We start from the raw sequence: 13,258 nt of genomic DNA on the forward strand, positions 1-13,258 counted from the left end.
TTAAATCAATGAGTTCATTGAAATGTGAGAGTGAGGGTAATGTTTGTTGGAGTGTTAAATCTAAATGATGTGATAAATTCATAAAAAAAATGAGTGTATTTGCATACACTCATTTTTACAGCAATTTGCATTTTTTTGCTTAACTGACTGGCATTACCTCATCAGAGGTCTTTTTTTGTTTTAGACATCAACCACATCGGCAAAGTTTGCTCCGAGTAATTGAGCCAAATCTTGTGGGGACAAACCAATATCCAAACCACGTTTGCCACCGCTGACATACATTTTCGCTAAAGCTTGTGCGCTGGCATCAATCACGGTTTTCAGACGTTTTTTCTGTCCCAATGGACTAATTCCTCCGACCAAGTAACCTGTGAGGCGTTCAGCATTTTTCGGGTCAGCCATGTGCAGTTTTTTGCAGCCCAATGCGGTTGCCACTTTTTTTAGGTTCAACTGATGTTGGACAGGTAAGACAGCCACGAAGTGATTTTTATCATCCGTCACCAATAAGGTTTTAAACACTTCATGAACGGCTAAATTCAGCTTTTCAGCTGCTTCGAGTCCAAAACTTTTGGCATTGGCGTCGTGCTCATATTCATGCACGCTAAATGTAATTTTTTTCGATTGGAGTAATTTACAGGCAGGGGTCATCGGGAAAACTCTGATGCAAATAAGAAGCTTGGCATTATAGTCCTGTTTTGACTTGAGCATTGCAGATTGATGGATAAATGCATGTGTAACGCAAATCAAATGCGAGCATGGTGCGCTTTTGTACAATCTTTACACTCAAAAGCTTAATTCTCAATTAATATTTAAAAGCTATGATTTTAGCCCGCAAAAATCCAAGCGATGATGATCAAAAAAACTGATTTTCAGAGGAAACCCGAGTAGAATCCGCCTTTCGTTTTTTCTCTAGAAAGGCACCGCCTCAACTCGACTTATGATGTTTTTCAAGGAATTCTTATGTTAGCGCTAGATACACAACATGTTCGGATGAATCAGCATGCTGTAGATAAAGCTCAGGCGTTGCAATGTCTAGTGGATATTTTAGTTGAAGATCAACTGGTTAAACCTGAGTATATTCAGGGTTTACTTGGACGTGAGCAACAAAGTGCAACTTACTTGGGGCAAGGTATTGCCATTCCGCATGGAACACCACAGTCACGCCAGTATATTTTAGAGACTGGGGTGCGTTTAGCTCACTTTCCTGAAGGCGTGGTCTGGGATGGTGAAAATAAAATTTATTTGGCAGTGGTGATTGCTGCAAAGTCAGATGAACATTTACAAGTTTTACAAATTCTGACCCGAGCTTTGCTCGATGATGTTTCTGAGCGCGTGAAAAATGCCGAATTGGCTCAGCAAATTATTGAACTTTTGCAGGCACAGCCGCCATCTTTGGCATTGCATGAAAACCTGATTGCGACCAAAGTGGCTGTGTCGGATCTGGATGATTTTATCTGGCAAGCCAGCCAATTGTTGAAACAACAAAAAATGGTGGAATGTGGCTTCCTGAGTCAGTTACAACCCAAAAATATGATTCATTTAGGTGAAGACTTGTGGTCGATTACCGCGAGCCAGCATGTGTTGAGCCCTGCAGTCAGCATTATTCAGGCTGAACAGGCGATTCAGTATCAAGGTCAGCAACTTGGCACGTTATTGTGTATTGCCAGCAATCCACAGCTCGATATGACCCAGTTTAACCGACTCATGGACATTTTCTTTGATCCTGAGCAGTTACAAAGCTTGAGTCAGCAACAAGATGCGCAGCAAATTGCCCAGTTGATCGGTGCAGAAATTATTCCTGATTGGGCATCGCAGCGCGTGGTACTGGCGAACGCTCATGGGCTGCACGCACGACCTGCAACACAGTTGGTGAATACCTGTAAGGCTTTCCAAGGTGAGATTCAGGTGTCTGTCGATGGTGGGCAATTTGTATCGGCAAAAAGTCTTACTAAATTGCTGTCTTTGGGCTGTAAGCGTGGACAAACCCTGACGTTTATTGCTGAACCTGAAACCGATGCTGTTGCGGGATTAGCAAGCGTGATTGCCGCCGTTCAACACGGCTTGGGTGAAGAAGTTGAGCCAGTTCAGGAAACTGCAACAGCAGCGCAGCCTGTTCCGAGCATTGTGATTGAAGAAGAAACCCAAGCAGTACCTGATCAAAGTCACGGAATTGCAGCATCGGCTGGTTTGGCGTTTGGCCCTGCGCATGTGGTAAAACCGCGCAAGTTCAAATATGACCGTTTTGGTTCAAGCCTGAAAGCAGAAAGCGAAAAGCTCGATATTGCGATTCGTCAGGTCAAAAATAGCATTCGCCAGTTTATTGCTCAAAGCTCAATTGAAGCGATCAAACAGATTTTCATGGCACATTTGGAAATGCTGGATGATCCAGATTTGATTCAAAGCGTGCAACGTGGCGTACAGCAAAATTTATCTGCTGCTGCCGCATGGCATGAGCATATTGAAGCGGCTGCCAAAGCGCAAGAATCACTGAATGACCATTTGCTGGCTGAGCGTGCCGCAGACTTACGTGATATTGGCGAGCGTGTCCTTGCGGTCTTGTGTGGTGCGCCAGAAATTACCGAGCCGCAAGAACCGTATATTTTGGTGATGCATGACGTTGGGCCAAGTGATGTGGCACGTCTTAACAAAGACCGTGTTGCGGGGATTTTAACGGCTGTTGGTGGTGCAAGTGCGCATAGTGCGATTGTAGCCCGTGCTTTAGGCATTCCTGCGGTGGTCGGTGCAGGCTCAGCAGTGCTGAATATTCCCAATCACAGCGTTGTATTGATTGATGGGGATACGGGCGAATTCATCGTCAAGCCTGAAGCTGAGCGCATCGAACAGGCGATGGCTGAACGTGAGCGTCAACGCCAACTGCGTCAGCAGGCTGAGCAGCATTGCTTAGAACCTGCAATGACGTTAGATCAGCATGCAATCGAGATTGCAGCCAATATCGGGAAAGTACAAGCGACAGCTCAAGCAGTTGAATATGGGGCAGAAGCCATTGGTTTATTGCGGACTGAATTGGTGTTTATGTCGCATAACAGTGCGCCAAACGAAGCTGTTCAAGAAGCAGATTATCGCGTGGTATTTGATGCTTTGGCAGGTCGTCCGTTGGTGGTACGTACTCTCGATGTCGGTGGTGACAAACCCTTGCCCTATTTGCCAATTGCACCTGAAGAAAACCCGTTCTTGGGTTTACGCGGCATTCGTTTAACTTTGCGCCAACCCGAATTACTGCGTCAGCAACTGGTTGCGTTGCTTAAGGCTGCGGATAATCGTCCTTTACGCATTATGTTCCCGATGATTGGACGTGTAGAAGAATGGCGTGAAGCTAAAGCTATTTTGGATGAAGTCCGTGCAGCGCATCCGTGTGAGCACCTTGAAGTGGGTATCATGATTGAAGTACCTGCGGCGGCATTGCTCTCACCAATTTTAGCGCAGGAAGTCGATTTCTTTAGTATCGGCACCAATGACCTGACTCAGTACACCATGGCAATTGACCGTGGACACCCTGTGTTGTCGGCTGAGGCGGATGGTTTGCATCCAAGCGTTTTATTACTGATTGACCAAACTGTACGTGCTGCACATCAGCATGGTAAATGGGTCGGTATTTGTGGTGAATTGGCAGGCGACCCTAAAGCTGTCCCAGTATTGATGGGACTTGGGGTGGATGAGCTGAGTATGTCGAGTACCCGCATTCCATTGGTCAAAGCACAGATTCGACAGTTAAATTTTGCTGACTGTCAGCAATTGGCACAACGTGCGCTAGCTTGTGACACTGCAACCGCAGTCCGTAATTTAGTTGAGTAAGTGGTATGGCAAAAATTTTAACAGTGACTCTCAATCCTGCGATTGATGTCACTTTACAGCTAGACAACTTGCAGGTCGGTGAAGTCAATCGTCATCATGCGGTTGTCAGTCATGCTGCGGGTAAAGGCTTAAATGTCGCACAAGTGCTGAAAGATTTAGGGCATGATGTCATCGTGACTGGCTTTTTAGGTGCAGACAATCGTCAAATTTTTGATGCACACTTTGTCCAAGAAGGCTTTGAAAATCAGTTTGTCTATGTGGCAGGTGAAACCCGCCAGAATATTAAAATTGCGGAAGCTTCAGGTCGTATGACCGATATTAATGGCAAAGGCGTCCAGATTGATACGATTGCCAAACAGCAATTATTTGACAAAATTCAAAGTCTTCTGACTCATATTGAGATTGTGGTGATTGCAGGAAGTTTACCACCAGGTTTTGATGCCAATGAGCTAAAACAACTGATTGAATGGTTGAATCAGCAAGGTAAAAAAGTTGCTGTAGACACCAGTGGTCAGGCGTTAAGTGCAGCGATTGCAGCAAATCCGTGGTTGATTAAACCCAATGGTGATGAGCTCACTGAAACTTATCATTTGCCTGCGAGTACTTATCTTGAACAGCAGCAACTTTTCCAGTCGATTGGGCATATGCAAATTCAGCATATTATTGTTTCAATGGGTGAGGGTGGTGTGAACTGGTTACATCCAACTCATCCCTTGCATGCTCAAGCACCAAAGGTACAGGTGAAAAGTACAGTCGGGGCTGGGGATTCTTTGGTTGCGGGAATGATTCATGGCTTATTAACGTATTACAGCCCTGAAGAAATTTTAAAAACTGCAACAGCAATTGCCAGTCATGCTGTGACCCAAATCGGGTTTCAAGTCCCAGATCTCTCTGTCATTGAAGACTTGAAGCAAAAAATTGCCATCAATTCGTTGAGCTAGGATTATGTCAGACATTCATCAGATTTTATTTGTACCGCATAGTGCTGAACAGCCCATCAATGCATTGATTTTGGCAAAGAAACTTGTACAGATTGCCCAAAAAGCAGGGCATCAGGCTCAGGTTGTTGAAGAGCTTGAGCAAGTTGCTTCGTTGCCTGCCGATGTGGTTGTGGTGCTTGGACAGAAATTACCTAAGTTACCGCTTGCTGACACGCAAAAAGTGGCCTTGATTGATTTGGATCAGGCACAGCAAGATCCAAATGCGTTATTGCAACAGGCTTTGGCGACTGCTCAAACAGTTACAGAGCTTGCTGAACAACCGCAACAAGCCAACACAGAAGCGCGTAAATTTGTCGCGATTACCGCTTGCCCTACAGGGGTTGCCCATACCTTTATGGCGGCAGAAGCACTACAACATGGTGCAACGAAACTGGGCTATGAGATTCATGTGGAAACGCAGGGTTCTGTTGGCGCAAAGAATATTTTGTCTGCTGAAGCCATTGCTGATGCAGATATCGTGATTTTGGCGACAGATATTGAAGTCAATACCGACCGTTTTGTGGGTAAGCGCGTGTATCGCTGTGGTACAGGCTTTGCGCTCAAGCAAACTGATAAAGCCTTTGCGAGCGCGATCAAAGAAGCAAAAGTACTTGAGTCAGGCAAACAACAAGCAACTGCAAACAGCGAAGGCTCAGAAAAGAAAGAAAAAGTTGGCATTTATAAACATCTGCTGACAGGTGTGTCTTTCATGCTGCCAATGGTGGTCGCAGGTGGTTTAATCATCGCGATTTCTTTCATGTTTGGTTTAAACCCTGTTGATGGTAGCTTTGCGGCATCCTTAAAACAGATTGGTGTTGCTGCATTTACCCTCATGGTACCCATGCTGGCAGGTTATATTGCCTATTCGATTGCTGATCGTCCTGGTTTAACCCCAGGTTTGATTGGTGGCTTGCTGGCAGCCCAATTGCAAGCAGGCTTCTTAGGTGGTTTGGTCGCAGGTTTCTTGGCGGGCTATATTGCATTATTTCTTGCCAAAAAAGTCAAACTGCCTTCAAGTTTGGAAGCCTTAAAGCCAATTCTGATTATTCCATTGCTGGCAAGTTTGGCAGTTGGACTGATCATGATTTATATCGTGGGGCATCCAGTTGCTGAACTCTTTGATTTATTAAAAGAGTTTCTTGCCACGATGGGAACAACCAATGCCATGATCATGGGCGTAGTCTTGGGCAGTATGATGTGTATTGATTTGGGTGGCCCGATCAATAAAGCAGCCTATGCCTTTACGGTGGGTTTGCTGACATCACAAACTTATGAGCCTATGGGGATTACCATGGCGGCAGGTATGGTGCCACCACTCGGTATGGCGATTGCGACATTCTTGGCGAAAAATAAATTTGCCAAGTCTGAGCAAGATGCGGGTAAAGCGGCGATTGTCTTGGGGTTGTGCTTTATTTCTGAAGGGGCGATTCCATTTGCAGCCAAAGACCCGATTCGTGTGATTCCATGTACGATTGCAGGTGGAGCGGTGACAGGTGCACTGGTTGCCATGTTTAAATGCCAGTTGGTGACTCCGCATGGTGGTATTATTGCGTTAGTGATCCCTAACGCGATTAATCATCCTTTGCAATACCTCATTGCAATTGCGGTTGGAAGTTTTGTGACAGGTATTAGCTATGCAGTCATTAAGCAGCGTGAAACAGTCAAGACTGTAACGGCTTAAATTAGAAACTGCTCAAACCTAAAAGACTGAATCTCCAAAGAGCTTCAGTCTTTTTATTTACAGGTCAGGACGCACATGTCCACCCGATAGAATTAAGGCTAATAAGAGGCTAACTTTCAGTAGACCTGCACTTAAAAGAATCCGATCATATTTTTTGAACCATAGTTTCATAGCAAACAATCATCCCTTTTGATCTAAAGCATATCGAAACGCAGTTAGCAAATAGCTTAAAAATAAAAATGTTAGGAAAGTAGGTATAAATTGTGAGAATAAGTATGTTTTGTGAGCATAAATTACAGACCTTCCAAGACCAATTGAATGCTTTCTCTCGTGCTTTAAAAGTCAAATTGATTAAATATTAATCAAATAGTATCTTAAATTGTAACCATGATATGATACGTTATATCGTTTTTAAATCAGAAATATAGATAACATCAGGCAGTAAAAATTAACATTGTAAATTTAGAGATGTCTAAAATTTGTTACAACCCTTTCATACATCTTAAAAGCTTTCTCTCTACAATGGCACGCTGTTGATGTTTTGATGGAAAAAAATAGGTTTTTGTAATGATACATGCTCACCATGCGGTTCATGCGCATAACTCTCACGCCCATTCAGTTCAGGTTCACGTTCGCCATGCATCTTCACGTGATATAAAAAAACCAGAGCATGTTCAATCTCAGCGTAAAGCACATCATAGCAAAAACGTGAAATATCGAATCGATCAACAATCTACTCTAGATGCACAACGTATTAATGTTTCTAAATTTTCAATCAAGTTAGAAAGTATCTCTGCACGCCGTAGTTCTGAAAAATGTGCACGTAATGTGCGAATTGCTTTGCAAACTGCAGGTGCTGATGTTTCTAATCATCCGATTGCCGCAGCAGATTGGGGGCGGACTTTAGAGAAAAATGGTTATAAACAAATTAAACCTGCATTTAATCGACCACAGAAAGGTGATATTTACATCATTGATGCAACAAGTGACCATGTTTATGGACATATTGCAGGATATACTGGATCAGAGTGGATCTCAGACTTCCGTCAAAGTGGTTATGCAGTATATAGAGAAAAAGATGTTGAATATCATTATTATCGGTTAGAGCCCGCAACTGAGCTATAGCCAAATTCTAAAAATCGTAGCATTGAAATATTCTTATAAAATACCATTTCATAAGGTTTTAGGTGTGTGATCATTGCTATTTTTTCGCAGAATTGGGGGGTAATTTTGAGGGTAATTTATTATACCCCCAGTTATACCCCCCAATATATCGGGATTGCAATAGATGGGGTGGATAGTATTGGACATAAAAAAAGCCTAAACCCCTTTAGAATCAAGCCTTTTGAGATCCTGCAGGACATTGCAGGAATAAAATCTGGCGGTGAGAGAGTCCGTCAGGTTTAATATCTAAATATATGAAATAGTTAAACATGAAATTTCATGTATGTAAATGTACCGTCATTTATACCGTCAAAATATTATTCTTAGAAATGAAGTTGAATTATTCATAGCAGATATCTACTGATATATAAGAAAAATTACTTTCAAGAACGATGAAGGCACAGTACATTAAAGAAATAAATTTTCTGACTATATTATGGTAAAATTTATATGTTTTATAGATGCTTAGGAGCATATCATGTTTACCTGCAAAATTTAGCAACGCTTATAATTAATTGAATTTAATGGCTTTTATATTTGTCATCTTAGTGTTGTATTTTGCAAAAAAGGTAAGAACTCATGACAACATCCGATAAGTTAATAGGCTTAGTAAAAGCCGGAGCATTAGGTGATAAACGACAATTTCAAAAAGTTGTTGAAACTATTATTGCTGATGAAAAATTAAAAAAACATTTTGTAGTTGCAGAACGCTTAGAGCAAGAATTAGAAAAATTTTCTAATCAGAACAATCAAAAAATTATCAAAAAGTTTATCGAATCAAAACCTAACACTGTAGATAGTAAGTTAGAAACTTTAGTAAATGAAAAAAATCCAAAAATTAGCTTTGATGATTTGGTATTCTCTCATCATATTCAAGATTCTCTATTAGAATTGATTGAAGAGCAGAATAGAGCAGATATTTTAAAATCTTATGGCATAGCCCCTAGAAACAGAGTTTTACTAATTGGGCCTCCGGGCAATGGTAAAACCTCTATCGCTGAAGCTTTAGCAGAGTCTCTTATGGTGCCTTTATTAGTTGTTCGTTATGAGAGTGTAATTGGGTCATATTTAGGAGAAACAGCTAGTAGATTGCGTCAAATTATTGATTATGCCTCTATGCAAAAATGCGTCTTATTCTTTGATGAGTTTGAAACCTTAGGCAAAGAGAGAGGAGACTCACATGATTCTGGCGAAATTAAAAGGATTGTTAGTTCATTATTAATGCTTATTGATTCAATACCTAGTCATGTAGTTATTGTGGGTGCTACAAACCACGATGAGCTATTAGACAGAGCAGTTTGGAGAAGATTTCAAATTAGAGTTAATATTCCTAAACCAACTCGAGCTCAAATTGAAACTTTATTAATGAAGTTTGAAGATCGATATAACATTAAGTTTGATTATGCTTATGAAACATTATCTAAAAAGTTATACGGAGTAAGCTTTTCAGAAGTTGAAGAGTTTTGTAGAACTGTAATGAGAAAATACATTCTAAATCTGCCTAACAAAGATATGAGAAATATTGTTTCGCTAACTTTAAAAAATTGGTCTGCTTTAAATACGATAAATGAATAATAGATTAAGGGTGAAATATGAGTGAGTATCCTTTTATTAGGCTTCCTCAATCAGATACTACAGAATATGTGGGGAATCAGAGGCTAATTTCGAAGATTACTAAGCCTGTAATAAGTGAGCAAGCTCAATTAGTGATTCCTAAGCTTACACGCTTGAAAGATACACTTGATGCAAGAAGAATAGAGGTAGTAGTAGATGCTCCAAGTGTCGAGCCTGAATATGCATTAGTTATTGAAACTTATGAGCCGATACCGGATTTTTTTAAAGCTGTAAAAAAGATTGATGGTCTTGAATGGTTAGCTGAATATGAGCTCCCTGATATCGAACCAACAGAACATTTTCAATATCAAGATGATGAAAGATTATTATCTGGTCAGTTACTGATGGTTCTTTCTAACAGAAGAGCTACTGATGAATTTCTTGGACTTTGGGAAAGGTACATAGAAAATAATAATATGACATTCCCTCGAGGTTTAACTAAATTCAGGGATCTATTTCTACTATTAAAAGATATAAGGTATTGGGGGGTTGAAGATCGATTAAAAGATACAGGTGTATTAGAAGACTGGGAGGATAAATTAAATCATAATCCGGATGAGCCAGTAAAATTCGAAATAGAATTATGGTTTCGAGAAAATGAAGAAAAAAGGATAGAAGCAGTTGATCAATTAAGAGAGATTATACGAGGATCAGAAGGCGATATTATTACACAGACTTGTATTCCTGAAATTCAATACCATGCTCTTTTGGCTGAATTACCAACCTCTGAAATTAATAAAATTATTGCTCATGATTATATTAAACTGGTGAAATGTGATCATGTTATGTTATTTAGGCCACATGGGCAGATGATTGTCGAGCCTCTGTGGGATGAGGGTGAAACTGAAAGCCTAACTGATGAGAATAGCTTTAGCACCGAAGATAATAGTGAAGAACTATTGCCACCAGTAGTTGCATTATTAGATGGCTTGCCTATGGCAAATCATTCTTTACTGCAAAAACACATTATAGTTGATGATCCAGATGATTATTCTTCTACATATGAAGTAGATAAGATGACTCATGGGACAAGTATGTCCTCTTTGATCATTCATGGGGATTTAAATAATTCATCTGGTACGATTAATTCAAAATTATATGTTAGGCCTATTATGAAGCCGACTAGCCAAGCTAGAGGTGAAGGCATAGATGAAAATACTCTTCCATTGGACTTAATACATAGGGCTGTTTCAGAAATTTTTGCAAATGATTTACTGTCAGCTTCAATTAAAGTTATTAACTTATCTATTGGTGACCCATTATTGCAATTTGCTGGGAAAATGAGTCCTTTAGCTAAATTAATAGACTGGTTGAGTTATAAATATAATGTTCTTTTTATAGTAAGTGCTGGAAATCATCTCACTAATATTGATTTACCAATCCCTTCGCAGGATTTCAGAGCTCTTAGTAAACAAGAGCAAGCTAAAACAATTTTTCAAATTCACCTTAGCCAGTCAAGTCAAAAAAGGATTTTATCCCCGTCAGATAGCTTGAATGCAATTTGTGTTGGCGCACTACATAGTGATGAGTCTAACTATAATGCTTCAAATGGCATTATGGATGTATATGAAGAAGAGTTACCAGCAGTATATTCGGCACAAGGCAATGGTTATTTAAGATCTATCAAACCGGATGTTGTAATTGGTGGTGGGAGATTAGTTTTTAGAGAACCATATGCAGCACCTTCTTTAAGGCCATTCTATTCGGCAGCTCTAATTGGACAAAAAGTAGCAACAGCAAGTACTCGTGAGTTGAATAGAACAACTCATACAATAGGGACAAGTAATTCAACAGCACTAGTAAGTCGCTTATGTGCTCAGTTGTCTGAAATCTTAAAAAGATATTTGGAAGAAAATGATATTTCGGATGAGGTAGATGCATATATGCCTTTGTTATTAAAGGGCTTGGTTGTTCATTCCGCTACCTCGCAAGAAATAGCTAACAGGATTTCTAATCTTTCAGGTGGTGTAGATAATGCAACATTAAAGAAAATGGTTGCTCAAAATATTGGCTATGGGAAAGTTAATCCTGATCGGATTAAAGGTAGCTTAGAAAAACGAGTAACACTTTTTAATTTTGATTCTATAAGTAATAGACAATCTCATATTTATGAGATTCCTTTACCTGAGCAGTTTGGTGGTGCAAATCATTGGAGGAGAATTACAGTAACATTAGTTTGGTTTACTAAACCATGTTGCTCAAAATTAAAATATAGAAGAGAAAACTTATGGTTTGAATTAGATGGAGATAATAAAGAATTTGTAAAAAGAGCTAGTCATTCAGCTGATTGGAACCAAGTAAAAAGAGGAACGGTACAACATGAAGTATTTGAGTCCGACCGCTTGGCAGTTATCGGAGAAGATAAAAATATCAGACTTAAAGTAAACTGTAGGGAAGTTAGCGAAAGATTTAGCGAATCAGTTAAATACGCATTATGTATTACATTTGAGACAGCAGATGAAGTTGATGTTAGCTTATATCAAGAAATCAAAACTAAAATAATTGAACGTACAAGGGTCGAAACAATAGGGTTAAAAGTTTCATAAACTAAAAAATTAACTTGGAATGATATTGAGATATGGCATTCCAAGTTAATTTAAACTTCAAAAACAAGCAATTTTAGTTTTTTCTCGTAATAGGCTTAGTAGTTACATATATTGGAGAGATTAGGGATATCGGACCGTAATACTACTCTGAATAGGCTTACAACATTGTAGTGATTATCTATATTCAAAGGTTCATAAGTTCAATCGAAATCTACGAAAAGAATCATAAATTTTTTTTGAAAAATGGCAAGTTATAGGCAACTTTTGGAAACTTATTTGAGAAGTATAAGACCTTTCAAATTTGAACAAGATTTATGAATGGTCTACATAGAGAAGATTGGTTTTTTTCTAGGACTTCGCTCATTTTAATCCATCTAGCGGGTGGATTCCGCTAAATGGATATTACTATCAAGAGCAACGGCGCTGATACTCGTAGTCAATTTTATTTAAAACCGTATTAGAGTCGCCCACATCTAACATCTGGACAAGAGGGATTTTGCCATCGGAAGTCCATTGATTGAGATCTGTATAAGGTACTGTCCAACGAGCCATTGGACCACAGAAATAGCGTTTAGCTATAGATGGGTGCTCTGAGCGAGTAATGGCTACTGTTAAGTTGCAATCAATGTAACTTGAGAAATAGTCAAAAGAAGTCATAGTTAACTTAAGATTAGCTTCTTGCATATATTGTAATTGTGTTTATACATTACCTTAATTAATATCTATATGTTATTAGGCACAGTTAAATATAAAAAACCGCTGTAGCTACGGCGGTTATTGGCATTAAGCACGGCGTTTGTCATTCAAAATTCATCCGAAATTTGCGACTCTAGAACTTATTTGACAAGTTCTTTACAGATTCCCTTAATCGCTCATTTAGATTTTGATTTGTACAAATAAACTTTTTGAAATCTCGATAATGCCCATTTTTGAGAATCGGTGAGGAGGGCTTTTGTCCGTATGGGCGGACATAAAGCGAGTAAGGTTTTCTTTGTTCTAGTGTCGCCGTGTCGGTTAATTGAGTAAAAGTAAGCTTCTTGAAGCCAAGTTTCACCACATTGCTTAAATCCTCTAAAGCTTGATCAAGGTTGCTTAATCTTACTTCCGCTCTCAAACGCCATTTTTCATGGGGAAGGGGACGTTTATTGTGATCCGTTTTCTTAAAGTAAAAATGATAGTAAACATCATCCTTACGATAGTCATTGACTCCAATATTAAAGCCTTGAAGTAGTAGATTCTTAAGCCTAATCGGCTCATAAGGGATACTCTGATTTTCCCCCTTTAACCTAAAGATACGGATGTTTTGTACATCTGCATCAAACTGAATAGATTTGTAAGCATCCGGCTAACACAGCCTTACCAAGCGATCCTATAAGCCTTAATTTAGTTCCCACCTAAAAACAAGTGGGGACTTAATCCATGAACATGGATATATATTCAGCAACACCTCCTGTTGCTAA

7 protein-coding genes are annotated in these 13,258 nt (G+C 39.7%); 6 read left to right on the forward strand and 1 reads right to left on the reverse strand.

The annotated features are described in order from the left end of the window. Positions 1 to 180: 180 nt before the first annotated feature. Positions 181 to 648 carry a Cys-tRNA(Pro) deacylase gene (gene ybaK, locus GBN19_RS12770; protein ID WP_151708404.1) on the reverse strand — a complete coding sequence of 156 codons (468 nt, stop codon included), beginning with the start codon at positions 646 to 648 and terminating at the stop codon, positions 181 to 183. 312 nt (positions 649 to 960) lie between these two features. On the opposite strand from ybaK, the gene ptsP reads away from it, so the two are divergent. The 6 genes from ptsP to GBN19_RS12805 all read left to right on the forward strand — a co-directional run bounded on the left by ptsP (position 961) and on the right by GBN19_RS12805 (position 11,798). Beyond that, positions 961 to 3,813: a phosphoenolpyruvate--protein phosphotransferase gene (gene ptsP, locus GBN19_RS12775; RefSeq protein WP_151778399.1), complete on the forward strand. Its 2,853-nt coding sequence runs from the start codon at positions 961 to 963 to the stop codon at positions 3,811 to 3,813. A gap of 5 nt (positions 3,814 to 3,818) precedes the next feature. Next, positions 3,819 to 4,754 (forward strand): 1-phosphofructokinase, encoded by a 936-nt coding sequence (gene pfkB / locus GBN19_RS12780; RefSeq protein ID WP_151778400.1) that lies wholly within the window; start codon positions 3,819 to 3,821, stop codon positions 4,752 to 4,754. A 4-nt stretch (positions 4,755 to 4,758) separates the two neighbouring features. Further along, complete coding sequence (locus GBN19_RS12785) at positions 4,759 to 6,474, forward strand: fructose-specific PTS transporter subunit EIIC (protein WP_151778401.1); 1,716 nt, start codon at positions 4,759 to 4,761, stop codon at positions 6,472 to 6,474. Positions 6,475 to 7,041: 567 nt separating this feature from the next. Continuing rightward, positions 7,042 to 7,599: a CHAP domain-containing protein gene (locus tag GBN19_RS12790; protein WP_151708408.1), complete on the forward strand. Its 558-nt coding sequence runs from the start codon at positions 7,042 to 7,044 to the stop codon at positions 7,597 to 7,599. A 618-nt stretch (positions 7,600 to 8,217) separates the two neighbouring features. Further along, entirely contained in the window at positions 8,218 to 9,213 is a 996-nt protein-coding gene (locus GBN19_RS12800; RefSeq protein WP_151778402.1) for an AAA family ATPase, read from the forward strand. Positions 9,214 to 9,230: 17 nt separating this feature from the next. Next, the gene (locus GBN19_RS12805) at positions 9,231 to 11,798 is read left to right on the forward strand and encodes a S8 family peptidase (protein ID WP_151778403.1); all 2,568 of its coding nucleotides are present in this window, start codon (positions 9,231 to 9,233) and stop codon (positions 11,796 to 11,798) included. The last annotated feature ends 1,460 nt before the right edge of the window (positions 11,799 to 13,258 follow it).

Source organism: Acinetobacter brisouii (genome assembly GCF_008993995.1).
GTDB classification, from domain to species: Bacteria; Pseudomonadota; Gammaproteobacteria; order Pseudomonadales; family Moraxellaceae; genus Acinetobacter; species Acinetobacter brisouii_A.

What these genes read in the sequence shown, in the direction of transcription:
- ybaK (WP_151708404.1), bottom strand. Translation starts at nt 648, where the DNA reads ATGACCCCTGCCTGTAAATTACTCCAATCGAAAAAAATTACATTTAGC.
- ptsP (WP_151778399.1), top strand. Translation starts at nt 961, where the DNA reads ATGTTAGCGCTAGATACACAACATGTTCGGATGAATCAGCATGCTGTA.
- pfkB (WP_151778400.1), top strand. Translation starts at nt 3,819, where the DNA reads ATGGCAAAAATTTTAACAGTGACTCTCAATCCTGCGATTGATGTCACT.
- GBN19_RS12785 (WP_151778401.1), top strand. Translation starts at nt 4,759, where the DNA reads ATGTCAGACATTCATCAGATTTTATTTGTACCGCATAGTGCTGAACAG.
- GBN19_RS12790 (WP_151708408.1), top strand. Translation starts at nt 7,042, where the DNA reads ATGATACATGCTCACCATGCGGTTCATGCGCATAACTCTCACGCCCAT.
- GBN19_RS12800 (WP_151778402.1), top strand. Translation starts at nt 8,218, where the DNA reads ATGACAACATCCGATAAGTTAATAGGCTTAGTAAAAGCCGGAGCATTA.
- GBN19_RS12805 (WP_151778403.1), top strand. Translation starts at nt 9,231, where the DNA reads ATGAGTGAGTATCCTTTTATTAGGCTTCCTCAATCAGATACTACAGAA.